Source organism: Alkalibacterium psychrotolerans (assembly GCF_054784355.1).
In genome coordinates, this window is the sequence record NZ_BAAGPH010000046.1 from 14,082 (window position 1) to 37,616 (window position 23,535).

The following is a 23,535-nucleotide window of genomic DNA, read 5'->3' on the forward strand; positions in this document are numbered from 1 at the left end:
TGGCCGGACCTTCCTAATTTCTTTATTCTTTCTCGGATGATTCTTCTTTTTCTTCTTTCAAAATAGGCAGTTCGATACGGAATATCGAGCCGTGATTCAAGACACTTTCGGCCCAGATTTTACCATGATAGCCTTCGACAAGTTGCTTGGCGATGGATAGTCCCAGGCCATTACCGCCTTTATGACGGCTTCTTGCTTTGTCTACACGGTAGAAACGGTTAAATATTTTAACTGTATCTTCCTGAGTCATCCCTTCACCGTAATCCTGGATTGCTATCTGAACCGTTGAGCCATGGTCGGATACGCTCATATGCACTTCCTGACGGTCCGTGGAGTACTTCACAGCATTGTCCAGCAGAATAATCAGAATCTGTTCCAGATGGTTCCGGTAGATATTGACATGTACATCGTCTTCCAGATCATCATCAAGGATGAACATGAAGTTCGGATGAACAAGCTTGAAGTTGTTGTACGTCTGGTGAATGATATCCGTAATCGCTGTGCGCTCATTTTTATAATGAATCTCAACCTGTTCGGCACGAGACAAGTCCAGCATTTCCTGAACCAGACTCTTCATCCGCTCGATTTCCTGAAGGGATGCGCTCAAGGATTCTTCCAGCACAACCGGGTCGTCTTTTCCCCAGCGGTTCAGCAGTTTCATGTGACCCTCAACTACGGCCACCGGTGTTCTCAGTTCATGAGAGACATCTTCCACAAACTGCTTCTGCTGTTCAATATTCCGCTGCATCCGGTCCAGCATGGCATTGTAGGCATTGGCCAGCTCGGTCAGTTCATCATTTCCGTCTCCTACATCGATGCGTTCTTCTGACTCCGGGTCTTTTTCAATAATGTGCATCGCTTCAGTTAAACGTCTGATAGGCTGCAGGAAGGAAATCGCTATAATGTATCCGATGACGCCACTGAAGAGCAGCGCAATGACACCTGTGAGTAAAATGGCACCCAGTACACTTCTGAAGAGCTGATGATAAGACGACAAGGTGTTAATGACTTGAATATAGCCGATTTTCTCATTATTCAAAAAGGAGTAGACCGGGGTTACCGCAGAAAGTGACTCCCCATGAGGGCCCTCCTGAACGGTTTCAATCTGCAGATTTTCACGGGTTTCAAAGCCGACATCGACTGAGTTTGTTTCGTAAAGCAAGTCTTCATTCGGACTGTAGACGCGAATAACAATATTGCCCTGACTCGCTCGAAGCGGCGTACTTCTCTGATTTTGAGTTTCTTCCATGATGGGCATTTCGGGTGTCAGGTAAAGCTCCTGCTGGTCCAACGTGTCTTCTACATCATTTTCATCCAGTTCATAGAAATGCTGTCCGAAACGCTCGGTTAAGTTAAACACCACGTTACGAACAGCCTGTTGTTCATTATCTATCATGATTTGCTGAAAGGTAATAAACAGTATGGTAGAAAAGATTGTATACGTTAGAAACAGTGCAATTGCAGCCCCGATCGTCCACTTCCATCTCAAAGAAATCCGCTTCTCTTGATTCACAGCAGTCGTATCTAGTGCTGCTTGTGGTTTCACGTACGCATCACGTATCCTGTTCCTCTTACTGTTTGAATGTAGCTTTCTTTACCCGCCACATCGATTTTATTTCTCAAGTAACGAATATAGACATCAACGACATTGGTCTCCACTTCTGTCTCATAGCCCCAGACTTTATTCAAAAGGACTTCACGTGACAAGACAACATTGACATTCTCCATCAGTTCAACGAGCAATTCATATTCTCTTTTAGTCAGCTCAATAACTTCATCACCGCGCTTAACGACACGGTTCTCTTTTTCAACCGTGATGTCTTTGTAGGTAATCGTCGTTTGACGGCTGACATTTTCTTCTGTTTCAATTTCAATTCGACGAAGCAGTGCACGCATACGCGCAAGCAGCTCTTCTATCGCGAATGGTTTGACGACATAATCGTCTGCTCCGTGATCGAAGCCGGAAACGCGGTCAATAACAGAATCGCGTGCGGTCATCATGATAATCGGAACATTGCTCACCTGGCGGATACGTCGAGCTACATCGATACCGTTAAGTTCCGGAAGCATTAAATCCAGAAGGATAATGTCCCAGGAGTAGTCATCACTGATAGCCGCTTCCAGACCGGAACGTCCATCAAAGCGTACTTCTGTTTTGAAACCTTCGTGGTTTAGTTCCAGTTCGACAAAGCGCGCCAGGTTTTTTTCATCTTCAATAATTAAAATATTTGCCACTCTATTCACTCCTTGCTTAATTTACCTATTCACTATTCATAACCAATTGTTAAATCTATCAAATACTATCAGTAGGCCATTTTAGTGTACCATAATTTATTGTTAAAAGGAATGTGTGAATAAGTTATTATCGCCATTATAACAGTAAAATAGCAGGCTTTCTAATCGAAAACCCACTATTTTACAATCTTTATTTAATTTAAGGTGCGATTAAGCTTAATCCCAGCTTTCTTCCCCTTCATTTCCATACCAGTCAAAGTGGAATGTTCCTTCTTTGTCCACACGTTCATAAGTGTGGGCTCCGAAGTAGTCACGCTGCGCCTGAATAATATTTGCAGGCAGGCGTTCTGAACGGTAAGAATCGTAGTAGGCAATCGCTGAAGAGAATGCCGGTACGGGTACGCCAGCCTGAACAGCCAAGCCAACCAAATCTCTAACCGATTGCTGGTAACGTTCTGCAATATCCATGAAGTATTCATCCAACACTAAGTTTTTCAACTCAGGTTCACGTTCATAGGCTTCAGTAATCTTCTGCAGGAAGCGTGCACGGATGATACAGCCAGCGCGGAAGATTTTGGCAATTTCACCATACTGAAGGTTCCAGTCGTATTCTTTTGAAGCTGTACCCATTTGAGCAAAACCTTGAGCATAACTCATGATTTTACTGAAATATAATGCTTCACGCATTTTTTCGATGAGTGCTTTCTTGTCGCCTTCAAACTTTTTAGCGGCCGGTTTAGGCAAGACTTTGCTTGCTGCCACGCGTTCATCTTTTAGAGCCGAAATGTAACGGGCAAATACTGATTCAGTAATCAGTGGCAGTGGCAGGCCTAAGTCAAGCGCACTCTGAGATGTCCATTTTCCAGTTCCTTTGTTACCGGCACGGTCAAGAATAACATCAATCATGTGCTGACCGGTCTGCGGATCTTTTTTAGTCAAAGCGTCTGCAGTAATTTCGATAAGGAAACTGTCCAGTTCGCCAGTGTTCCAGTCTTTGAATACCTCGGCAATCTCTTCATTAGTTAAACCAAGCATGTCTTTCAGCAGGTGATACGATTCAGCAATCAGCTGCATATCGCCGTATTCAATGCCGTTATGCACCATTTTTACGTAGTGTCCTGCTCCGTTTGGACCAATGTAAGTGACACACGGTTCACCGTCTGCTGGTGCTTTGGCTGCAATCTGTTCAAGGATAGGTGCCACTAGGTCATACGCTTCTTTCTGACCACCCGGCATGATAGCTGGCCCTTTCAGTGCGCCTTCTTCTCCACCAGAAACACCTGTACCGATAAAGTTGATACCGGAATCTTCAAGCTCTTTGCTGCGGCGAATGGTATCCTGATAGAAAGTATTTCCTCCATCAATCAGAATGTCGCCTTTATCTAAGTGAGGCAACAGCTGCTTGATCACTGCATCTGTTCCTTTACCTGCTTGTACCATCAAGACTATTTTTCTAGGTGTTTCAAGATTATTTACAAATTCTTCCAGTTCAAATGCCGGAGTCAGATTCTTGTCCGGATTTTCTTCGATTACAGCTTCTGTCTTGGAACCTGTACGGTTATATATCGCAACAGAGTAGCCTCTGCTTTCAATATTCAACGCCAGGTTTTTCCCCATTACCGCCATACCAATAACGCCGATTTGCTGCTTGCTCATATTCAATCTCCTTCCAATTTTTAACTGCTGCTAAGCTATTTCAGTGCTTTTCAGCAGTAAACTCTCTCATTAATAGTAACAAAATTTGAACACTTTTGGAACACTCATCTATTGACCTTCATATAGACTTGCAATTTCGACTTACTTTGAGTAAACTAATACGTGTAAGAATCAAGGAAAGTTGGTGTACACTTATGCCTAAAAAACAACGTGAAAAAGGATCGACCAGTTTAGCATCAAAAGTTATAATCTGGGTTTTAGTCCTTTCAATGGCGATTCCAGCCTTTGCCTCTATCTTAAGTATTGCTTTTAATTAATGAAATCAAGCCCTGTTTAGTCTTTTAATTTAAGGACTAAGCGGGGTTTTTTGCTGCCGTTTTTTTTCGGTCAGCCAGCTTCAGCAGCTCTTCTGCCGTTTCGATTGTCAGCTGAGTCAGTTCTTCACCGGAAAGCATGCGGGCAATTTCTTCTGTCCGGTCTCCTTTGACAAGCTGTTCGACAAAGGTTCGTGTGCGCTCTTCATTCACTTCTTTTCGAATATACAAGTGATGATCCGCCATGGCAGCAACCTGCGGCAGGTGCGTGATACATAGAACCTGTGAATGGGAGGCTACAGAATGAATCTTATCTGCTATCGCTTGAGCGACCCGGCCGCTGACTCCTGTATCCACTTCATCAAATATGATGCTCGTAATGCCTTGTGAATGCGAGAAAATCGTCTTCATCGCCAGCATCATCCGTGACAGTTCTCCTCCAGAGGCTACTTTTGCCAGTGGTTTCAAGGGTTCTCCAGGATTGGTCGCCACATGAAATTCCACTTTATCCATTCCATTTTCGTTCAGAGGACTGTCTGAATCTTTAGACGAACTGACTGATTTGAACTGAACAGAAAATTTCACTTTTTCCATATACAACTGATTCAGCTGTTCCAGGATAGACGTTTCGAGCGATTCGGCTGTTTTCTTTCGTATGGCTGACAGTTTTTCTGCCAGTTTTAATGCTTCCTGTCTCAAGGCTGCTGTTTTTTGAGCCAGTGAATCCACCTGCTCTTCGCGGTTTTCCAGTTTCTCAAGTTCTGACTGCGCCTGATTATAGTGAGCGAGGATATCGGAAATGGAATGCCCGTATTTTCGTTTCAGCTGCTGAATGAGATTCAAGCGTTCTTCTATTTCGTTTAAACGCTCTTCGTCGTACTCAAGCTGATCCATCTCATTGTACACATCGCTTGACACTTCCTGCAGCTGGAAAAAGGCACTGGAAAGCGTATCGGCAATCTGTTTGAATGACTCGTCAATCGCACTGATACCATCCATCCGTTCCATCGCCTGGCCGACCAGATCAAGGCCACTCAGTTCCTCTCCTTGAAGCAGAGAATAAGTAGTGGACAAAGCCTCTACGATTGCCTGGTGATTCGCCAGTTTCTGCTCTTCTTCCTTAAGCTCTTCCTCTTCATTTTCCTGAAGCTTGGCTGCTGCAATTTCATCCACTTGATACTTCAAGACATCGATTCGCTGAGCCAGTTCCTGCTCGTTAAATTCCCAGTCCCTTCGTTCCCGTTCAAATTTCCGCAAATCCCTGTAGACCGATGTATAGTCCTGCTTCAGGGAAGCGAGTTCCTTTGAACCGAAATAATCCAGCAGGTAAATATGATTCTCGGGCACCATCAGTTCCTGGTGTTCATTCTGACCATGGATATCGATGAGCTGACTACCAATTTCTTTTAATATCGCAATCGTCACAATACTTCCGTTGATGCGACAGACATTTCGTCCTGTAGAGAAAATTTCTCTCTGAATCAAAAGTGTCTGATCTTCGGCCTCTATTTCATTCTCTTTTAACAGCTGTGACAGGGTTTCAGTTGGATTATAAGAAAACTGTCCTTCCAGAATACATTTCTTTGACCCGTGACGGACAAATTCACTCGATCCTCTTCCACCGGCAAGTAAACCGACCGCATCAATGATAATGGATTTACCTGCACCGGTTTCTCCCGTCAGGACTGTCATCCCTCTTCTAAAATCTAGAGAAAGGTCTTCTATAATAGCAAAATCTTTAATTTTCAACGATTCAAGCAAAGATTAACCTCCTACTCCTGAACAAAATTAAATAAAGGAAATGATTCTTCTTTGAAAACTTTCGGCCTTGTCCGAATCCCGACAGATAACCAGAACGGTATCGTCTCCGGCTACACAACCGAATACTTCCTGATAACTGGCGGTTTCAATCAGATTTCCAAGCGCAAAAGCATTGCCTGGGAGCGTTTTGATAAGAACTAACTCTTTTTGAGTATCTATTGAGACAAACGCATCTTTCATCATCCGTGCCAGTTTCTTGGATACGTTATAGTTCATTTCGGGCGGTAAATTGTACTGATAACCTCCGTCATTTGCAGGAACCTTTATCAGCTGCAGTTCCTTGATGTCTCTGGAGATAGTAGCCTGGGTAATGTCTATACCTTTTCTTTGAAGTATTTCAACAAAATCTTCCTGCTTACGAATGACTTCCTGCTCAACTAATTGTCTAAGCAGTTGATGCCGTTCCTTCTTTTTCACACGATTCACTCCTACGTCTGTTTATAAACTAAAAGGGTATATTTATACACTGTATCACTCTAAGTATACTGCATAATCTCTCCAGTTCCAATAGAAACAAATCAGTGATGAGAAATAAGTCCTCTAACTGCAGTTTCAGCTGAAAAGTGCGTCTGAAATCAGGTTACTCAGTTCTTTTCTTTCTCCCTGACTATCTGATGACCTCTTCTGAATATAGGCTAAAAATTCTTTATTCCCTTTTCCACCTTTTATAGGTGACTGTATAATGCGTTCAACAGAAAATCCGCTATCATGCAGAAAAGCAACAATCTTTTCCAGGACATAGCGGTGCACCTCCGGGTCGCTGACTATACCGCCTTCGCCGACCATTTCTCGCCTCGCTTCGAACTGAGGTTTAATCAAGGCAACCACTTCTCCCTTTTCCGACAGGATCGGCTTAAGAGCAGGGAAGATTTTTTCAAGGGAAATAAAAGACACATCTATCGTAGCAAATTCCGGCCGGCCGTCTTTGAAATCCTCAGGCACGGCCGTACGGAAATTAGTCTGTTCCATCACAACTACTCGCTCGTCTGTTCTTAGTTTCCAGGCCAGCTGATTGGTGCCCACATCCAGTGCATACACCAGTCTGGCTCCATTTCGAAGAGCAACATCAGTAAAGCCGCCGGTGGACGCTCCTATATCAAGAACCGTTTTTCCGTTCAAATCTAAATTAAAGGCTTCTATGGCCTTTTCCAATTTAAGACCGCCTCTGCTGACGTAAGGCTGATCTGCTCCTTTAACATAAACAATTGTGGTGTGAGGCAGTTTTTCTCCAGCCGTAAAAACTTTTTCCTCTTTACCTGTATAGACTTTCCCTGTCATAATTAGTCTCTGCGCTTTTTCTTTCGTATCCGCCCAGCCTTGGGCTATCAGTAAGTCATCTGCGCGTGCTTTTTTCATAACCATGCCCCTCGTCCGTTATCTTATAAAGCAAGTGAATGAATGAAAGAGGCTAGAATTTCCTCTTCATATGTCTCTTCTCTTTGTTTAATCCGTTTATTTAAAGCTTGCGCTTTTTCAAGTTTTTCCGAAAACAGCGCATTAGCCTGATTCAAACCAAGCAAAGCGGGATACGTACTTTTACCAAGTTTGGCATCCGCACCGGTACGCTTGCCGAGCTCTTCTTCTGTTCCCTGCACGTCTAAAATATCGTCACGTATCTGATAGGCAAGACCCAATGTATAGGCCATCTCCTCCAAGTCGGTTACCGTTTCGACTGAAGCGCCGGCCAGTGTCCCCCCCGCCAGAAAAGCAAAATGAATGAGCTGACCCGTTTTTCTGGCGTGAATACTTTCGAGTTCATCAACTGTCAGATTGGCAAATTCACCGTCCATATCTGCCTGTTGTCCGCCGACCATTCCCTCATGACCAGATGCCTTCGCCAACTCTTCTATCAGCATCACTTTCACTTCGGCTGAAGCATCGCCGCGTGTCATCAGTTCAAAGGCCTTGGTCAGTAGGGCATCACCGGCCAGTATCGCTGTCGCTTCAGAATACTTAATGTGACTGGTCGGCTTTCCTCTTCTTAAATCGTCATCATCCATCGCCGGCAAATCGTCATGGATTAAAGAATAAGTATGAATCATTTCCAGTGCCGCTCCATAGTAATAAGCAGGTTTAACAGGTTTATTAAAGGCTTCCAGTACGGCAAATAAAATCAGTGGCCTCAGTCTTTTTCCCCCAGCTTCCAGAGAGTAGCGCATGGCCTCTTCCAGATGGGTCTGACTTTTAAAGGACACTGTATCAATCATGAATTGTTCAAAAGGATTTTTATGTGTGTGAGTTAATTCTGTAAAATTCATCTTCTGCTCCTTTGTCCATTAATCCGGTGTACGTTAAAGCGTCTGGCATTAGCTTTCAGATGCATCCGTATGCTCTTCGCTCGCCATATTAGTAACCGTTTTTTCTGCCTCTTCCACAATACCTCTGCAGTAACGGCTCAGTTTAATGCCTTCCTGGAACTTATCCAATGCTTCTTCCAAAGGAACATCCCCTTGTTCCAGTTTCTGCACAATCTGCTCGAGGTCTTTCATCGCTTCATCAAATGTCTGCTCTTTTTCCATTTCTTAATTCCTCACTTCTATTAATTTCTCAAATCACTCTTTTTAGTATCGATTACTTTGGCAGATATCGATCCGTCGGCAATTCGTATATCGATTTCATCTTCTTTCTCTACCTGACTGACAGAACCGATGATGGTCTCGTTCTTTCGCGTAATTGAGTAGCCTCTGCCGAGAACGTTTAATGGAGACAAGTAGTCCAGAGACTGAATCAGATAGTCCAGTCGTTTAGCTTCTTGTTTCACGGCATTATTTGAAAGGCTCAGCAGCTGTTTTTCAAGACGATCTGTATCAATTTTTGCCTGTCTGATTAACGTGTTCGGATGAGAAGCCTGTAATTTCTGCGTAACAAGCTCGGTTTTCTGCTTCTGAATCCGCACCTTCTGATCGGTTACCCGAATCAGCTGTTCGGTCAACTGGTCAAGATTCTGACTGTAGCCTTCATAGAGCCTGTTTGGCTGTCTGAAGATATAAGACGTACTCAGCTGAGTGATTCGCTCGCGTTCACGTTTCAACAACGTCTGTACCGCTTGAAATAAGCGCTGTTTAGCCAGGTCTATTTTCCCCAGTTCTTCCGTCAGAACGGGAACAGCAATTTCTGCAGCTGCAGTAGGTGTTGCTGCTCTGACATCTGCGGCCAGATCAGCCAGTGTCGTATCTGTTTCGTGACCGACTGATGAAATAATAGGCGTCGCCGCTTGAGCGATAGTCAGTGCCACTCGCTCTTCATTGAAAGGAAACAGGTCCTCAAAAGAGCCACCCCCTCTGGCAACGATAATTGTGTCATAGATTCCTTCTTTATCGGCTTTTTTAATACTTTTTACAATGGAATCCGCTGCTTTGTCTCCTTGAACAAGCGTTGGAAAGACGGTCAGTTCCGCTATTGGAAACCGCCTGGCGACAGTCGTCTCGATGTCTCGTATGACCGCTCCACTCGGGCTAGTAACTACTGCAATTTTTTTAGGAAAACGGACAAGCGGTTGCTTTCTATCCTGATCGAACCAGCCTTCTTCTGTCAGTTTCTTTTTAGTCTGTTCATAGGCTGCATAGAGCTGTCCTAGACCTTCGGGTTCGATATGGTCCGCATACAACTGATAGGTGCCGTTTTTTTCAAATACTGACAAACGTCCGACAGCGAGAACGGACATGCCATCTTCCAGCTCAACCTTAAGTTTTTTCGCTTCTCTCTGGAACAAAACAACAGAAAGCTTGCTTCCTTTATCTTTGATACTAAAGTATTGATGGGCATTTCTTCGATGCGGATTATAGTTTGATATCTCCCCTTTTACAAACACCCGCTCCAAGTAGGGATCCTGGTCAAATTTACGTTTCACATAGGTAGTGAGCTGTGAGACAGTTAAGTAGTCCTCAGTCATGACAAACTCCTTTCTAATCAGGCATCATTTATACCTGGCTTATATTTTAAAAAAAGAGGGCCAAAAAACAGAATGTAAGGTACACTCTATTTTTCCACCCCCACTTACGTTTTCACTTTATATTCGGTATATCCCTGCATTGCTCTTTGAGGTTTATATCAGAAACTAGTGTCTAAACTTTATTTTCATCGACTATACTCTGCAGCACACCGTTGATAAATTTACTGGCTTTTTCATCATTAAATGTCTTGGCCATTTCAATGGCTTCATTCATGACAATACGTTTATCTGTCTCGTCTTCAAATAGAAGCTCATAAGCAGCCAGACGCAGCAACAGCAAATTTGTACGCTCCAGTCGGTTCAGAGACCAGTTTTTCAGATGTCTCGTGATTGTTTCATCAATCACTGCATTGTTTTCCCGCACACCTACCACCAGTTTTCTCAAATAGTGGAGCGCATCGGTGACAATCTGCTGGGTATTTTTTTCTTCAGGCAAAGCCGCTTTCATTGCTTCTTCAATCGTTCGCTCATCGTTAAAGTCCAGATCGCTTTCCAGAGCTAATCGAATGGCCTGATCTATCGTTAATTCATCATGTGTCGATAACTGGAAAAGAGACTGAAAGGCCTTTTCCCTAATCACACGCCTTACAGTACTCACTATTCCTCATCTTCTTCCCCATCCAGATCAAACAGTTCCTGGATTGTAGTTTTTTCAGGTACGATGTCTGCGATATGGATATTTACTTCAGCGAGTTCAATATCGGTCATATGCAGAACCTGCTCGCGCACACGCTGCTGAATTGTTTTGGCTACTTCCGGCACATTGACCCCGAAGTTGAAGTAGCAGTAAATCTCCACTTTCAGCCCCTCTTCATCCGATACCAGATGAATGCCTTTTTTATGGTTAGTCTTGCCAAAAACATTTTTCATTTTTTTGGTGAATTTACCCTGCATTGCATGAACGCCGTCCACTTCATTGGCTGCAATTCCGGCAATGACCTCCAGCACTTCCGGTGCAACTTCAATTTCACCCAGTGTATTCATTTTGTTTGTTTCATTCACTTTATCAACCATTATTGTTCCTCCTTCGCTTCTTTAAGAGTAGTTAGGCACGAGAAACATAACTGCCTTCATCTGTATTAATAACCAGTACATCATCAACGTTTACAAACAATGGAACCGTGACAACTGCACCAGTTTCCAGAGTTGCAGACTTGGATCCGCCACCTGATGTGTCGCCTCTGATTCCTGGTTCCGTTTCAACCACTTTCAGTTCAACTTTTTTAGGTAATTCGACGCCCAGCACTTCACTGCCGTACATCATGATTTCAACTTCCATATTTTCTTTCATAAATTTCAGCTGTTCTACTATGCGTTCTCCGGGAATCTCCAGCTGTTCATATGTTTCAGTGTTCATGAAGACATAGCTGTCGCCGCTTTCGTATAAATACTGCATCGTACTCGTTTCGATGTGCGCCGCTTCCATCTTTTCGCCTGCACGGAAGGTTTTATCCTGAAGAGCTCCGGTACGCAGATTTTTTAATTTTGACCGAACAAAGGCAGAACCTTTACCTGGTTTAACATGCTGAAACTCTACTATTCTCCAGATGCTTCCATCGTACTCAATAGTCAGTCCGGTTTTAAATTCACTTGTTGAAATCATTACATTTCCTCCTAATATAAAATGCCTGCCTAAAGCAAAAAGCATTTTATTTCTTTCTCTATTGTATCATGATTTATTCCGAAAACCTATTCGCAATTATCTTAATTAGTCGCTTATTTGACTACAGCTGAATGCGTTCCTTCGATACGGACATAAGGTTTACATTGCCGTCTTTTGTAATGAGCAGATCATCTTCAATTCGAACCCCACCTAGTCCAGGAATATAAATACCCGGTTCATTTGTGATGACGTTGCCTTCAACCAGCTTGTTTTCATTACGGAAATGAATACCAGGGCCTTCATGCACTTCAAGACCAATACCGTGTCCGGTTGAGTGTCCGAACGCTTCACCATACCCCTGCGCTTTGATGTAGTCTCGTGCAACAGCATCCAGTTCTTTACCGGTCACACCAGCCTTGGCCTGTTCGGTTACTTTCAAGTTTGCATCCATAACAATCTGATGAATTTTTTTCAATTCTTCTCCCGGATCACCCAGAGAAAATGTACGGGTCATATCAGACACATACCCTTTATAATAGCAGCCGAAGTCGATAGTAATCATATCGCCTTGTTCAATCAGTTTGTCACTGGCCACTCCGTGCGGCATCGCTGAACGTTTTCCACTCGCCACGATTGTGTCAAAAGAAACACCGGTTGCACCCTTTTCACGCATCAAAAAGTCCAGACGGTTCGCCACTTCTATTTCTGAAACGCCCGGTTTGATGTAATTGAGTATTTCTTCAAAGGCATACTCTGTAATTTTTATCGCTTGCTGGATGGTCTCGATTTCTGCTTCTTCCTTGACTTCTCTGAGTGATTCAATCAAGCCGCTGACTGGTTTTAAATCGGCGGAAAGCAGAGACTTCAACAAGTCATAGGTAGCAAAGGTTACGAAATCTTTTTCAAAGCCTAAAGTTGAAATGTGTTCTTTTTCGACAATGGCTTTAACTTCTTCGTAAATCGAGCCTGTATTTTTGATGATTTCAAATCCTTTGGCCTGCTCAGCTGCCTGTTCGGTATACCTAAAATCAGTCACAAAGTAGGCTTTATTTTCTGTTATAACGCTTAAACCTGTCGATCCGGTAAAATTGGAGACGTAACGCAAGTTATACGGACTGGTAACCAGTAGTGCATCCACACCGCTATCCTTTAATTTCGATTGAACTGCTTTTACTCGTGACATCCAAACACCCTATCTTGTAGTTTTTATTTTCAATTTATTCCGTCCTTATCATTATAGCAAAGCTGTTGTGAAAAATAAATGAATGGCCTCTATAGACTGCTTTCATTATTCTCCAGCCCCTATACATTGTAGTATGAAACACACTGAAAAGGTGTGGACGAGTGTTAAACTACCGTCCACACCTTTTCAGTTTTCTCTTGCTGTATTTAAAATATATTACTGGGTTTCTTATGCTTTACTAGCTGTTTTCCAGATAGTAAAACATAAGTGAATCGATGATAATAGTCCGATAATCTTTTCCCAGTTAATCACTAGAATGGTCACTTTCGGCTGATTCATTTTCGTTGATTGTTTCATTGACAGTATCGTTCTCAACATCAAGCGGCATGTTACCTGGCCACGTGACTTCTTTTCTGCTCGTGTACCGGTTATGGAGTACTGCTTCCAGAAGATAAACAGAAGATTCTTTTCTCGATACTGTCACGTTTCCTGTTGAAAACTCTACTTTTTTAAGGTAGCCTTGGTCCGGATTTCCGGTCTCCAACAGTAACACTTCTGTCATTTCAATTAGAGCTTTTGCTTCATAACTGTAGGCTGTCTGCCTGTACTGGTGAATCTGATGCTTCACTACACCTGTAACAGAGGTGAAAACAACTGACAGAAACACCAGCAGAAGCAAGGTAGACATCAGACTGCTCCCCTCTTCTGAGGAGAAAAGTCCGTACCGGCTGCTTCTCATGTGTTTTCCATCACTTTAATTCGGCCCGAATAAGCTTCGCCATTCTGGAAGGTGACATGGATATCTATTCGGTTCCCGTCTCTTTTGAGTGACATCGATTCAATCTTCAAGAGCATCAGTTGCTGTCCCGTTCCGTTCCGAGTACGGACATAGCGTTTATTCGTATTCAAGTTATAGGCGATGACATCGCTTTGAACCACTCCGTCAGTCACTTCCCACATTCTGATGCGATTGGCAACGACATCTCGCAGAACATTATCCTTCATGTCATACTCCAGCTGATTCAAAAACAGATGCCACTCAATTTGTCTGTCGTCATGTGTGTGATTTCTCAGCGTGATAAGCTGAGTTAGAGCAGCTGAAAACAATAGAACACTTATACTGGTCACACTTAAGGTAACCAGCAGCTCTATTAGTGTGAAGCCTTCATCACTCCTGCCAGCTGACCGTCTGAATTTCCACTTTTTTCTCATGGCCACTTTCTCCTGTGATTAGTATTGAAAACTGTCCTGTTTTTGACTGCAGCAGTTTCTCTCCCGATAACCAGTCGCCTTCTGTTTCCTGACGAGTCCAGAACAGGGCTTCTTCATAGAGGGCCCGACTGAGCTCCACCGTATCCTTTGACAAGTCCCTGACGTGATACAGCTCGATTAAAAACGGGAGTGTGACGAGTAGAAGTGCGGTAATGAGCCCGAAACTGAGTAAGGCATCCACTAAAACAAAGCCGTTATCTTCTGTCACTTTACCTGATATCAAAGCGGCCACTCCCTATCTGAAATACACACTCAACTTTTCCGTTCACCGTTTGAAAAGCCAGTGTATGAGGATTAGATATGGTTCCCGACTTGCTCAAAAAACGCACTTCATTGGCTGTACTGAGTATTGTCATGTGATCTGGAACCGTCAATACATGATTAACCGGGTGGCTGTTGTCTCCCAATACTTTAAAATAAATGGTGCCTCTGCTCGGACGGTATTCCATTGCTGTCCATTCATTATTTAAAACAGCATAATTCTGAATCAGGGTAATACTGGACGACAGCGAATCAAAAAACAGCTGGGTTTCTGACTGCTTTCTCACATGCGTCAGCTGCAAAACAGGCAAACCGATAATAAAACTGATCACGCTCAGGACCATCACACTTTCGATAAAGGTAACTCCTGTATCATCTCGATACTTCATCCTTATCCCTCTTCATTTCATTTTTCAGTCAATGATCCATTGGAATAAATAAATAATTCATTAGCTTTCTTAAGTTGCTTAGCAGTTAAGTAATCGTTGCCTTCCAATATCTCAAGTGTTGCAGGTGCTACGTTATTGTTGTCCATTTTATACAAATCGATTTGCGTTATCAGGACAGTTTCCATCGCGTCTTTCCCAGTTGCAGCCGCACTATCCTGTCTTCCTGATAAATTGGGTATGAACAGTATCAGCAAAAAGGAAATAACAAACAGAACCAGTGACATTTCAATTAACGTGAACCCTTTGTCCAGCTTACATGTGATAACCATTTTTCTAATCCATTTTTTTATCATGACTGTGTCTCCTCTTATTTTTTTTATAGTGTATCCAGTATACTAAAGGTCGGCAGCAGCAAAGCAGCATAGATGGCTATAATCATCACAGCCACAATGGCAAAGACAATCGGCTGAATGAGGGACATCAGCTGTTCCACCTTCGTATCAAACTCTTCTTCACAACTGAGCGCATACAGTTTCAGTTCAGCTCCCAGCTTGCCGCTTTGTTCCCCATGCCTGACGACATCTTTCATCTGACTTGTCAGAAAATTGAAGGATTCCAGAGACTGACTGAAGGAGTAGCCTTTTGACATGTCCTCCTCAATTCGCCTCCCTGTTTCTTTGACTAACATTGAATTGTCCTGTCCTTTCATTATCGTGACTACTTCAAGCAGACTGCAGCCACCTTTCAGCAGCTGTCCCCATTCATACGCAAAATACTGGCTCCAGTATAACTGAAGCACATATGAACGGCTCACTCTGCAAAGGATGATAAGATTATCGAGCGGATTCTTTCTAGCAGCTGCTTGTTTGATAAAGACTAAACCGGCGAGCACCCCTATGGCTGAAAGCATTAGAATCACAGGCGAGTCATATACAAACTGTACAATCAGTCGCGTGCTGAAAGGAAGCGCCTCTGTTCCAAGAGAGGTAATCTGCTCGATATGCGGAATGAGAACAGTTCGCATGACAAAGAGCATAATGACTATAAAACAGAGAAGCATCAGCGGATAAGTCAGCACCGCGGTCAGCTTCCGTTTCTTTTCAGACTGCTTGATCAACTGGTCGCCCGCGCGTGCCACTGCAAGGGGAAAATCGCCGTGAAACAATGCAAAATACAGCTGCGTGACGCTCTTTTCCGGAAACTGACAAGTTGCGAGTCCTTCAACAAGTGAATGCCCTTCCAAGACACTTTTCTCCAATTGTGCAACCCAGACTTTTGATTCTTTTTTAGATACTGTACTTAAAAAACTCAGCGCTTCTCTGAGTGAAAAGCCTTCCGACAGCATTTTCCCCAGTCTGCTCAAAAAGAGACCTTTTGACTGCAGGTGCTTACTGGTTCGGAATTTGGAATCGGTTGTGCGTCTGTTCGGAAATAAACCCATATGCGTTCACCTTTTTCAGCAGCTGATTAAATTCTCTCTTTGGTTGACTGGCTCCTATCTGAGAGTTAACGTCGTCTTCAAGCCAGCTCATCAAGTCTGTACCGGTCTTCACTTCAAACAGTGCGGCCCGTTTCTGATCCCTAGGGTAATGGCTGCAGTCCACCTGGCAGTTTTGTCCGCACAAGGGACAGTACAGCGGCAGGAGGTTCTGAAAGGATACGCCTATCAGTGTCTGTTTCATCAGGGTCCGACTGATTCCCAATTCATTTAATCGAGAAATGACTCCGCGACAGTTTTTGGCATGGATGGAAGCCACGATTAAATGGCCGGTCAATGCTCCGCGCATCACCATCCGGGCCGTTTCTTCGTCTCTTATTTCCCCTACAATGATGACATCCGGATGATGCCTGAGCGAACTTTTTAACAGATGTTCGTAAGAAACACCCGCGGGCTCGTTCACCTGACACTGCAAAAAGGCAGACTCTTCAATTTCAACCGGATCTTCCACTGTAATAACCTGCTGTTTTTCACCTCCCAGTCTATTTTTGACCAGATGGTACATGGTTGTAGTCTTGCCTGAATCAACCGGTCCGGAAAACAAGAGCAGCCCGGATTTAGCGTCCACCAGCTTTTTCAGCATCGCATATTCATAATTGAAAAAAGTCTTGATATCCTGGTCACTGGTTTCCTTCTGTTTCAGCAGGCGTATAACCAGCGACTCCTGGCTCTGATAATTACTGATGGTTGAGAACCTTAAATCCACTCCTTTTTCCTTCAACTGAAATGTCATGGACCCACTCTGCGGCCGTCTTTTTTCGCTGACATCCATGTTTGACTTGAATTTGAAATATGAAATCAATCGACTCCCTTCTTCATGATCCAGATAAAACTGCTTGGACATTTGACCGTTTAAACGAAAATAGATGTCATAGTGTTTCTGTTCGGGCAGCACATGAACATCACTCGTTCGAAACGAATCCGCCAGTGTTAATAAGTGTTCGGCAAATACTTCCGCATTCAGTCGTCATCACTCCTGTCGAATCATAATAATTGTACGCATTATATATATTGTGCTTTTATTTAAAAACTAACGAAAAAACCTGCAGAAAAGTAGAAATAATTTCCACTTCCTGCAGGTTTCTCTATTGTAGGGGTTATTTACATAGCGGCGTTATGGTAAACGTCACTAACGTCATCGTCATCTTCAAGCGCATCAATCAGTTTTTCAAATACACTGACTTTATCTTCAGGCACCTCAACTGTTGTCTGAGGAATCATGGTCAGTTCTGACTGGTCCAGCTCAAAGCCGGCTTCTTTCAGTGCATCGCGGACAGCAGCAAAATCTGTCGCTTCCGTATAAATTTCAAACACTTCATCAGACGTTTCCAGGTCTTCACCGCCGGCTTCCAGTACATGCATCAGCATATCGTCTTCATTCATATCAAGATTTTCACGGCTGATGGCAATGTAGCCTTTACGGTCGAACATGTAGTTAACGGTTCCTTTTTCACCCATTGACCCGCCGTTGCGGTCAAAAGCAACTCGGATATTGGTGCTGGAACGGTTCAGGTTGTCGGTCAATGCATAAACCAGAACAGCAATCCCGCTTGGTCCGTACCCTTCATATAGAATTTCCTTATAATCGGCACCCTGGCCGGAATCTGTCGCCCGTTTAATCGCACGGTCAATATTATCGTTTGGCATGTTATTGGATTTCGCTTTGTCTATAGCCAGTCTCAGTGCTGCATTCGTTTCAGGATCTCCGCCGCCGTCCTTGGCTGCCTGATAGATTTCTTTGGACAGCTTCTGAAAAATCTTTCCTCTTTTTGCATCTTGTGCGCCTTTACGGTGCTGAATGTTACTCCACTTCGAATGTCCTGCCATATCATTTCCTCTTTCCTTGTCATTAAGTCTCTAATCCTTAGTCATTATACCAAAATAAGGGTAGGATTCAAGCAGTTAGGGTGCGCTTACATCTCGTCTCCATAGCCCTTTCTTATGCGCGGACTCTTTTTCGCCTTCTTCTTCTGGCTGGCTTTGTCGGTAGTATACCCATGACAATCCCAACCAGTGCCCCAGCTGAATCCAGCATCACATCTTCCATTAGAGCCGTACGATTCGGATGAAAGGACTGTCTCAATTCATCAAAGGAAGCGTAGCCGACAGCCAAAAGCAGCGCCAGCAGAGCAGTTAGATAAAGATTGTCTACCCTGTTTCTCAAGCCGAGAAACCAGAACAACCCAAGGAAAAAGTAAGACACAAAGTGAGCACCTTTTCTAATAAAGAATTCGATAAAACCTATGTAGCCATTTGACTGGACACTAATTTCACTGCCTGCGTACATAAATTCAACGCGTTCCAGCAATCCTCTGAGCGGTTCATTTTCCAGCCACTGATGCAGCAAGGACTGAACGGACTGGTCCTGGTAACTCATTGACGAGCTGTAATACAATACAGCCATGACGATAAAAGCAAGGGCAAGATACACATTATCTGCCGTGCCGGGTTTTCTTCTCATCTATTCCACCTCTTTATTCAATAGCTCTATTCTAACCGATGTGACTTTATATGAAAAGCAAAAAACGATACAATGACTGTATTACTTAAAGGGGGAGAATACATGTCAACACAATTAACATGGGATATGGATACCATTTTCAAAGGGGGAAGCGAGTCGGAGGAACTGCAGAGCTTCATGGAAAAGCTGGACAAAGATATCAGTGAGGCTCACGAATTGATAGCTGACTGGAACGAAGAAAATCCGGATGCGAATCATTTAAATACCTTTCTGGACAAGCGCGAAGAAGCTTATGACGGCTTGTCTGAAGCGTCAACCTTTTCCAGAGGACTATTGTCCGCCAATGTGGACGATTCCGCAGCCGCTAAGGTTGTCAACAAGTTAAGCCATACAGGCAGTCACATGTGTGAAGTCGAAACACTGTTCATGAAAAAACTGAAACAAATCGATGACTCAACCTGGGGTGATCTTTTAAAAGATGAGAAGCTGGCCAAAAGTGCCTTTAATTTGAGTGAAAAACGCGATAAAGGGAAAAAACTTCTATCTGAACAAGAGGAAAAAATTATTCAGCAGCTGTCTCTCGATGGACTTGAAGGCATGAACAATATTTATCAGTCACTGGTCAACAGTGTCCGAATTCCTTATAAAGAGGACGGTGACGTAACGACACTGTCAGCTGGGCAGGCGGCGAACAAACTGACAGGACATAAAGATCCGGAAGTACGGAGTCACCTCCTGACGGTATGGGAAGAAGCCTGGCGCGCTAAGGCACCACTCTTTGCCGATACACTGAACCACCTTGCCGGTTTCCGCCTGCAGACGTACAAACTTAGAGGGGAAGATGATTTTCTTAATCCGCCACTAGAATATAACCGTCTGAAAAAAGAAACCCTGGATACGATGTGGGATACGATTACGGAAAACAAACCGGCGCTGGTCGATTTCCTTAACCGAAAAGCCCGTCTGATGAATAAAGAAAAGCTGGGCTGGGCTGACATTGCTGCACCCCTATCACTAGGGGCATACGAACCAAAAACCTATTCCTTTGAAGAAGCTCAGACCTTTATTACTGATAATTTTGCAACATTCAGTACAGAAATGAAGGAAATGGCTGAAACAGCCTTTAAAGACAACTGGGTGGAAGCAGAAGACCGAGAAGGTAAACGCCCAGGTGCCTACTGTGCCAACCTTCCCGTCAGCAAGCAGTCGCGTGTCTTTATGACTTTTTCAGGGACAGCCAATAATGTGTCTACACTGGCTCATGAACTTGGCCACGCCTACCACAGTCATGTGATGCGGGACCTGCCACAGTTGAACAGACGGTACGCAATGAATGTCGCTGAGACAGCATCCACACTGTCTGAAATGGTCATCTCAAGTGCAACAGTGGATGCGGCTGAATCTGTGGAAGAAAAAATTGATTTACTCGACAGCAAGCTTTCCCGGGCCGCTGTCATGTTCATGAACATTCATAGCCGCTTCCTCTTTGAAAAACGTTTCTACGAGAAACATCAGGAAGGTCTGGTTAATGACAAAGAGCTGCGCTTACTAATGGAAGAAGCTCAGAAAGAAGCCTTCCAGAATTCATTGGAAAGCTATCACCCAATGTTCTGGGCAAGCAAACTCCACTTTTACATTACAGGCGTGCCTTTTTACAATTTCCCTTATACGTTCGGTTTCCTCTTCAGCCTAGGTATTTACTCTTATGCCAAAACTCAAGGCGATTCCTTTGAAACAGATTACCGTAATTTACTTCGGGACACGGCCAGCATGACAACGGAAGATCTGGCTCAGAAACACTTGAATGTTGATTTGACCCAGAAAGACTTCTGGCAAGCTGCCATCGACGAGATTTTATCAGATGTAGAGGAATACATGGCTTTGACTGAAGATTATATTAAATAAAAACTGAGACCTGGTTTGTCTACTCCTATTTTACAGCTCATCTACGGATGGGCTGTTTTTTATACAAAAACAGTCCATCCTCTTAGATTAACTAGAGAATCGACTGTTTTAATTATACAAACGGTGACACTTTTTTAATACCTTCCGTATCCGACTAAACGGGAGCCCCAGTAACCAGTCGTTGCACTCGTATAGGCGACTCCTGTGCTGGTCTGCGATCCGATAAACTGCCCACCGCCAGTATAGATACCCACATGAGTCATACGGCTGCCTTCAGCAAAGAAAACCAAATCTCCAGGCTGAGGGTTGGACACCTTTTGAGCGGATGCGTATTGTCCTGCCGCTGTTCTCGGAAGAGAAATGCCGACTTGTCTGAATACTAGACTGGTGAAACCTGAACAGTCCAGTCCGCTCGCTGTACTGCCCCCGTATAAATAAGGCGTTCCCAGTAAACGGGTTGCATGTGGACTCAAGCTTGACCAGCTTGTTCCCGTATTCGGTGCAGGTGTCGGTGCTGGAGCAGGTTTGGGTGTTGACGTAGTGCTTTCAGACGGTGTACTCTCGCTTGCACTCGCACTGCTTTGACTTGTCGTGCTTTCTGATGACTGTGCACTCGATGCACTTGGACTGGACGCTTGCGTTGATGAGCCAGTGTTTGTGCTGCTTTCTGAAGCTGTGCTCCCTGCTGATTCCGAGCTGCTGGATGAACCAGAGCTGACAGAAGCTGGTGGAGTGCTTTGGCTTTCAGTTCCTGCTGTTGCGTTCGAGTTTGCGGAACTCGTCTGCTGCGCATTGCTGGATGAAGATGCATTGCTCTGAGTTTCAGATGCAGTAGATGATGATGTACTCATTTCTTCTGACTCAGAAGCCGACTGATTGGACTCTTCAGGCGGTTCAGATGATTCAGTAAAAGAGAGTGCCCGTTCAGCTTCAGCGGCTCTTTCTTCTTCCAATTGCTGAATACGTCGCTGCTCTTCAGCTTCACGCGCCGCTTGTGCTGCTTCTTCTCGAGCAGTCAAGAGTTGAGCCACTGCCTGTTCAGCCTGCGCTCTCTGAGCTAGAAAATAATCGCGTTCAGACTGAGCCGTGGCACGTTCAGAAGCTATCTGGGCAATCAGCACTTCTTTTTCAAGATGCTGCTCTTCCAGATTCTCTGCCGTCACTTCAAGCTCTGCAGCTAAAGCATTCTGCTGCACAATTGTCTGCTCTGTTCTTTCCTCTTTTTCTACAACTGCTTCCATGTCTCTGACTTGAGCACGCACGAGTTTGCGGTTGGATGAAATCAAGTTGGATACGATATCCAGCCTGCCGATGATGTCGGTTAAGGATTCGGCTTCGATAATAAATTCTATATAATTAACCGGCTGACCGTTTACTTGAATTTTTCTAGCCTGCTGCTCCAGCTGGTCTGTTCGTTTCTCGATAATCAGGTTCAGTTCAGCGATTTCTTCCTGAAGTAGGGTCATTTCAGTATGAGCCTCTTCCAGGCGATTCACTGTCTCTTTGATTTTAGCTTCATTGGAATCTATTTTCTGTTCCAGTTTGCCCAGTTCTTCTTCTGCATTCTGAACTTTTTCTCTAAGAGCACTGATTGTATCTTCCAGGGTATGTACTCTTTCTTCTGATTCATTGATTGTGTTCCTATTTTCTTCAATAGCCTGATCAAATTCGTCTGCATGTACGTTCGGAGCAACTGCTAAAGTACTTAATAATACTGTACTCGTGAGTGATGAAACTATTAACTTTTTAATCAAAAAAGTTCCCTCCATTTATCATAGCCAACTGAAATTAGTGCAGTTATTTTATTGTTTTTACTAACTGGATAAAGTATACCACCCTTGTTCGTTGTAAACGTTTCAAATCCATTACACTTCAGCTACACTTGTGCATCTTTCACATGACAGCAAAACACTATGATTACTTGCAATTTGTAAGCAAAAAGACTATACTTTTTAGTGATTCAGTTTACTTTTTACCGAAAAAGAAGTAAGTGAATAAGTAATGAGGAGGAATAAATAATGAGCGACTATCGCGTACTGCTATACTACAAATATGTGACTTTAGATAACCCGGAACAATTCAGAGAAGAACACCTTAAGTTATGCAAGGACATTGGACTGAAAGGACGTATTCTGGTTTCTGAAGAAGGGTTTAACGGAACAGTGTCCGGTACCATCGAACAGACAGACCGTTATATGGAAGCAGTCAAATCTGATGAACGCTTCAAGGATACGTTCTTCAAAATGGACCCTGCAGATGGTCATGCCTTCAAAAAAATGCATGTCCGCTACCGTCCTGAAATAGTTTCTTTAAAGTTAGGTGAAGACGATTTGAACCCAAATCAGCTTACCGGACAGTATCTTGAACCAAAAGAATTCAAGGAAGCTCTGGAAGATGAGAATACGATTGTTCTAGATGCGAGAAATGATTATGAATACGATTTGGGTCACTTCCGCGGATCCGTTCGCCCGGATATTCGTTCTTTCAGAGAACTACCTGAATGGATTAAAGAAAACAAAGAACAGTTTATGGATAAGCGCGTGGTTACTTACTGTACAGGTGGCGTTCGCTGTGAAAAGCTGACCGGCTGGCTGTTAAAAGAAGGCTTTGAAGACGTTGCTCAACTGCATGGCGGCATTCATCATTACGGAACAGATCCTGAAACCCAGGGTGCGATGTGGGACGGTAAAATGTACGTTTTTGATGAACGAATCAGTGTTGACATTAATCGAGTCGACAAGCGGGTCATTGCTAAAGACTTTTTTGACGGAACCCCCTGCGAGCGTTACGTCAACTGCGGCAATCCTTTCTGTAATCGTCAGTTGATTACTTCAGAAGAAAATGAACACAAATATTTAAGAGGCTGCTCACATGAGTGCCGTGTCCACCCTGAGAATCGTTATGTTAAAGAACATAACCTCAGCAGAGAAAAAGTAGAAAAGTGTTTAAATGAAATCGGTGAATCTTTACCAGAAAAAGTATAGT

At 43.7% G+C, this 23,535-nt stretch carries 26 protein-coding genes; 3 read left to right on the forward strand and 23 right to left on the reverse strand.

Features of this window, described 5'->3' with window-relative positions; translation table 11 throughout:
- Nucleotides 1–22 precede the first annotated feature (22 nt).
- The 3 genes from ACYVLS_RS08235 to gndA all read right to left on the reverse strand — a co-directional run bounded on the left by ACYVLS_RS08235 (nucleotide 23) and on the right by gndA (nucleotide 3,891).
- Nucleotides 23–1,546 (reverse strand): HAMP domain-containing sensor histidine kinase, encoded by a 1,524-nt coding sequence (locus tag ACYVLS_RS08235; RefSeq protein WP_460323446.1) that lies wholly within the window; start codon nucleotides 1,544–1,546, stop codon nucleotides 23–25.
- Nucleotides 1,543–2,235 (reverse strand): response regulator transcription factor, encoded by a 693-nt coding sequence (locus ACYVLS_RS08240; protein ID WP_460323448.1) that lies wholly within the window; start codon nucleotides 2,233–2,235, stop codon nucleotides 1,543–1,545. The genes ACYVLS_RS08235 and ACYVLS_RS08240 overlap by 4 nt, the downstream gene beginning before the upstream one ends.
- A gap of 216 nt (nucleotides 2,236–2,451) precedes the next feature.
- A complete protein-coding gene (gene gndA / locus ACYVLS_RS08245; protein ID WP_460323450.1) occupies nucleotides 2,452–3,891 on the reverse strand; it encodes an NADP-dependent phosphogluconate dehydrogenase in 1,440 nt (479 codons plus the stop codon).
- A 194-nt stretch (nucleotides 3,892–4,085) separates the two neighbouring features.
- Between gndA and ACYVLS_RS08250 the strand changes: the two genes are divergently transcribed.
- Nucleotides 4,086–4,208 (forward strand): hypothetical protein, encoded by a 123-nt coding sequence (locus ACYVLS_RS08250; protein WP_460323451.1) that lies wholly within the window; start codon nucleotides 4,086–4,088, stop codon nucleotides 4,206–4,208.
- A 36-nt stretch (nucleotides 4,209–4,244) separates the two neighbouring features.
- On the opposite strand, the gene recN is transcribed toward ACYVLS_RS08250, so the two are convergent.
- The 19 genes from recN to ACYVLS_RS08345 all read right to left on the reverse strand — a co-directional run bounded on the left by recN (nucleotide 4,245) and on the right by ACYVLS_RS08345 (nucleotide 18,645).
- Nucleotides 4,245–5,966, reverse strand: coding sequence for a DNA repair protein RecN (recN, locus tag ACYVLS_RS08255; protein ID WP_460323453.1), 1,722 nt, complete (start codon nucleotides 5,964–5,966; stop codon nucleotides 4,245–4,247).
- 27 nt (nucleotides 5,967–5,993) lie between these two features.
- On the reverse strand, nucleotides 5,994–6,443 hold the full coding sequence (gene argR / locus ACYVLS_RS08260; RefSeq protein ID WP_460323455.1) for an arginine repressor: 450 nt from the start codon (nucleotides 6,441–6,443) through the stop codon (nucleotides 5,994–5,996).
- Nucleotides 6,444–6,578: 135 nt separating this feature from the next.
- On the reverse strand, nucleotides 6,579–7,382 hold the full coding sequence (locus ACYVLS_RS08265) for a TlyA family RNA methyltransferase (protein WP_460323457.1): 804 nt from the start codon (nucleotides 7,380–7,382) through the stop codon (nucleotides 6,579–6,581).
- Between the two features lie 23 nt (nucleotides 7,383–7,405).
- Nucleotides 7,406–8,284: a polyprenyl synthetase family protein gene (locus ACYVLS_RS08270; RefSeq protein ID WP_460323459.1), complete on the reverse strand. Its 879-nt coding sequence runs from the start codon at nucleotides 8,282–8,284 to the stop codon at nucleotides 7,406–7,408.
- Between the two features lie 48 nt (nucleotides 8,285–8,332).
- Entirely contained in the window at nucleotides 8,333–8,545 is a 213-nt protein-coding gene (locus ACYVLS_RS08275; protein WP_460323461.1) for an exodeoxyribonuclease VII small subunit, read from the reverse strand.
- A 20-nt stretch (nucleotides 8,546–8,565) separates the two neighbouring features.
- On the reverse strand, nucleotides 8,566–9,918 hold the full coding sequence (xseA, locus tag ACYVLS_RS08280) for an exodeoxyribonuclease VII large subunit (protein ID WP_460323463.1): 1,353 nt from the start codon (nucleotides 9,916–9,918) through the stop codon (nucleotides 8,566–8,568).
- A gap of 172 nt (nucleotides 9,919–10,090) precedes the next feature.
- Nucleotides 10,091–10,576, reverse strand: a complete 486-nt coding sequence (nusB, locus tag ACYVLS_RS08285) for a transcription antitermination factor NusB (RefSeq protein ID WP_460323465.1) — start codon at nucleotides 10,574–10,576, stop codon at nucleotides 10,091–10,093.
- Nucleotides 10,576–10,992 (reverse strand): Asp23/Gls24 family envelope stress response protein, encoded by a 417-nt coding sequence (locus ACYVLS_RS08290; protein WP_460323467.1) that lies wholly within the window; start codon nucleotides 10,990–10,992, stop codon nucleotides 10,576–10,578. Before ACYVLS_RS08290 ends, nusB begins: the two co-directional genes overlap by 1 nt.
- Nucleotides 10,993–11,023: 31 nt before the next feature.
- A complete protein-coding gene (efp, locus tag ACYVLS_RS08295) occupies nucleotides 11,024–11,581 on the reverse strand; it encodes an elongation factor P (RefSeq protein WP_460323469.1) in 558 nt (185 codons plus the stop codon).
- Between the two features lie 121 nt (nucleotides 11,582–11,702).
- A complete protein-coding gene (locus ACYVLS_RS08300; protein WP_460323471.1) occupies nucleotides 11,703–12,764 on the reverse strand; it encodes a M24 family metallopeptidase in 1,062 nt (353 codons plus the stop codon).
- 304 nt (nucleotides 12,765–13,068) lie between these two features.
- The gene (locus tag ACYVLS_RS08305) at nucleotides 13,069–13,452 is read right to left on the reverse strand and encodes a hypothetical protein (protein ID WP_460323473.1); all 384 of its coding nucleotides are present in this window, start codon (nucleotides 13,450–13,452) and stop codon (nucleotides 13,069–13,071) included.
- Nucleotides 13,453–13,499: 47 nt separating this feature from the next.
- Entirely contained in the window at nucleotides 13,500–13,976 is a 477-nt protein-coding gene (gene comGF, locus ACYVLS_RS08310; protein WP_460323475.1) for a competence type IV pilus minor pilin ComGF, read from the reverse strand.
- Nucleotides 13,933–14,259: a hypothetical protein gene (locus ACYVLS_RS08315; protein WP_460323477.1), complete on the reverse strand. Its 327-nt coding sequence runs from the start codon at nucleotides 14,257–14,259 to the stop codon at nucleotides 13,933–13,935. The genes comGF and ACYVLS_RS08315 overlap by 44 nt, the downstream gene beginning before the upstream one ends.
- Nucleotides 14,246–14,686: a competence type IV pilus minor pilin ComGD gene (gene comGD / locus ACYVLS_RS08320; RefSeq protein WP_460323479.1), complete on the reverse strand. Its 441-nt coding sequence runs from the start codon at nucleotides 14,684–14,686 to the stop codon at nucleotides 14,246–14,248. Before comGD ends, ACYVLS_RS08315 begins: the two co-directional genes overlap by 14 nt.
- A gap of 17 nt (nucleotides 14,687–14,703) precedes the next feature.
- On the reverse strand, nucleotides 14,704–15,039 hold the full coding sequence (comGC, locus tag ACYVLS_RS08325; RefSeq protein WP_460323481.1) for a competence type IV pilus major pilin ComGC: 336 nt from the start codon (nucleotides 15,037–15,039) through the stop codon (nucleotides 14,704–14,706).
- Nucleotides 15,040–15,062: 23 nt separating this feature from the next.
- Nucleotides 15,063–16,127, reverse strand: coding sequence for a competence type IV pilus assembly protein ComGB (comGB, locus tag ACYVLS_RS08330; RefSeq protein WP_460323483.1), 1,065 nt, complete (start codon nucleotides 16,125–16,127; stop codon nucleotides 15,063–15,065).
- On the reverse strand, nucleotides 16,075–17,148 hold the full coding sequence (gene comGA, locus ACYVLS_RS08335) for a competence type IV pilus ATPase ComGA (protein ID WP_460323577.1): 1,074 nt from the start codon (nucleotides 17,146–17,148) through the stop codon (nucleotides 16,075–16,077). The genes comGB and comGA overlap by 53 nt, the downstream gene beginning before the upstream one ends.
- A gap of 137 nt (nucleotides 17,149–17,285) precedes the next feature.
- Nucleotides 17,286–18,011 (reverse strand): YebC/PmpR family DNA-binding transcriptional regulator, encoded by a 726-nt coding sequence (locus ACYVLS_RS08340; protein ID WP_460323485.1) that lies wholly within the window; start codon nucleotides 18,009–18,011, stop codon nucleotides 17,286–17,288.
- 112 nt (nucleotides 18,012–18,123) lie between these two features.
- Nucleotides 18,124–18,645 (reverse strand): VanZ family protein, encoded by a 522-nt coding sequence (locus tag ACYVLS_RS08345; protein WP_460323487.1) that lies wholly within the window; start codon nucleotides 18,643–18,645, stop codon nucleotides 18,124–18,126.
- A gap of 102 nt (nucleotides 18,646–18,747) precedes the next feature.
- Here ACYVLS_RS08345 and ACYVLS_RS08350 point away from each other — a divergent pair, with 102 nt between their 5' ends.
- Nucleotides 18,748–20,550 carry a M3 family oligoendopeptidase gene (locus tag ACYVLS_RS08350; protein WP_460323489.1) on the forward strand — a complete coding sequence of 601 codons (1,803 nt, stop codon included), beginning with the start codon at nucleotides 18,748–18,750 and terminating at the stop codon, nucleotides 20,548–20,550.
- Nucleotides 20,551–20,684: 134 nt separating this feature from the next.
- Here ACYVLS_RS08350 and ACYVLS_RS08355 read toward each other — a convergent pair whose 3' ends face one another.
- Nucleotides 20,685–22,304, reverse strand: coding sequence for a C40 family peptidase (locus ACYVLS_RS08355; RefSeq protein WP_460323491.1), 1,620 nt, complete (start codon nucleotides 22,302–22,304; stop codon nucleotides 20,685–20,687).
- A 264-nt stretch (nucleotides 22,305–22,568) separates the two neighbouring features.
- Between ACYVLS_RS08355 and trhO the strand changes: the two genes are divergently transcribed.
- The gene (trhO, locus tag ACYVLS_RS08360) at nucleotides 22,569–23,534 is read left to right on the forward strand and encodes an oxygen-dependent tRNA uridine(34) hydroxylase TrhO (RefSeq protein ID WP_460323493.1); all 966 of its coding nucleotides are present in this window, start codon (nucleotides 22,569–22,571) and stop codon (nucleotides 23,532–23,534) included.
- The last annotated feature ends 1 nt before the right edge of the window (nucleotide 23,535 follow it).

Bases quoted from the DNA above. Each gene is read 5' to 3' on its own strand.
- xseA (WP_460323463.1), bottom strand. From the start codon at position 9,918: ATGACTGAGGACTACTTAACTGTCTCACAGCTCACTACCTATGTGAAA.
- efp (WP_460323469.1), bottom strand. From the start codon at position 11,581: ATGATTTCAACAAGTGAATTTAAAACCGGACTGACTATTGAGTACGAT.
- ACYVLS_RS08300 (WP_460323471.1), bottom strand. From the start codon at position 12,764: ATGTCACGAGTAAAAGCAGTTCAATCGAAATTAAAGGATAGCGGTGTG.
- comGC (WP_460323481.1), bottom strand. From the start codon at position 15,039: ATGATAAAAAAATGGATTAGAAAAATGGTTATCACATGTAAGCTGGAC.
- comGF (WP_460323475.1), bottom strand. From the start codon at position 13,976: ATGAGAAAAAAGTGGAAATTCAGACGGTCAGCTGGCAGGAGTGATGAA.
- ACYVLS_RS08290 (WP_460323467.1), bottom strand. From the start codon at position 10,992: ATGGTTGATAAAGTGAATGAAACAAACAAAATGAATACACTGGGTGAA.
- ACYVLS_RS08265 (WP_460323457.1), bottom strand. From the start codon at position 7,382: ATGAAAAAAGCACGCGCAGATGACTTACTGATAGCCCAAGGCTGGGCG.
- ACYVLS_RS08305 (WP_460323473.1), bottom strand. From the start codon at position 13,452: ATGTCTACCTTGCTTCTGCTGGTGTTTCTGTCAGTTGTTTTCACCTCT.
- gndA (WP_460323450.1), bottom strand. From the start codon at position 3,891: ATGAGCAAGCAGCAAATCGGCGTTATTGGTATGGCGGTAATGGGGAAA.
- ACYVLS_RS08250 (WP_460323451.1), top strand. From the start codon at position 4,086: ATGCCTAAAAAACAACGTGAAAAAGGATCGACCAGTTTAGCATCAAAA.
- comGB (WP_460323483.1), bottom strand. From the start codon at position 16,127: ATGGGTTTATTTCCGAACAGACGCACAACCGATTCCAAATTCCGAACC.
- ACYVLS_RS08270 (WP_460323459.1), bottom strand. From the start codon at position 8,284: ATGAATTTTACAGAATTAACTCACACACATAAAAATCCTTTTGAACAA.
- ACYVLS_RS08345 (WP_460323487.1), bottom strand. From the start codon at position 18,645: ATGAGAAGAAAACCCGGCACGGCAGATAATGTGTATCTTGCCCTTGCT.
- ACYVLS_RS08350 (WP_460323489.1), top strand. From the start codon at position 18,748: ATGTCAACACAATTAACATGGGATATGGATACCATTTTCAAAGGGGGA.
- comGD (WP_460323479.1), bottom strand. From the start codon at position 14,686: ATGAAGTATCGAGATGATACAGGAGTTACCTTTATCGAAAGTGTGATG.
- ACYVLS_RS08340 (WP_460323485.1), bottom strand. From the start codon at position 18,011: ATGGCAGGACATTCGAAGTGGAGTAACATTCAGCACCGTAAAGGCGCA.
- trhO (WP_460323493.1), top strand. From the start codon at position 22,569: ATGAGCGACTATCGCGTACTGCTATACTACAAATATGTGACTTTAGAT.
- ACYVLS_RS08275 (WP_460323461.1), bottom strand. From the start codon at position 8,545: ATGGAAAAAGAGCAGACATTTGATGAAGCGATGAAAGACCTCGAGCAG.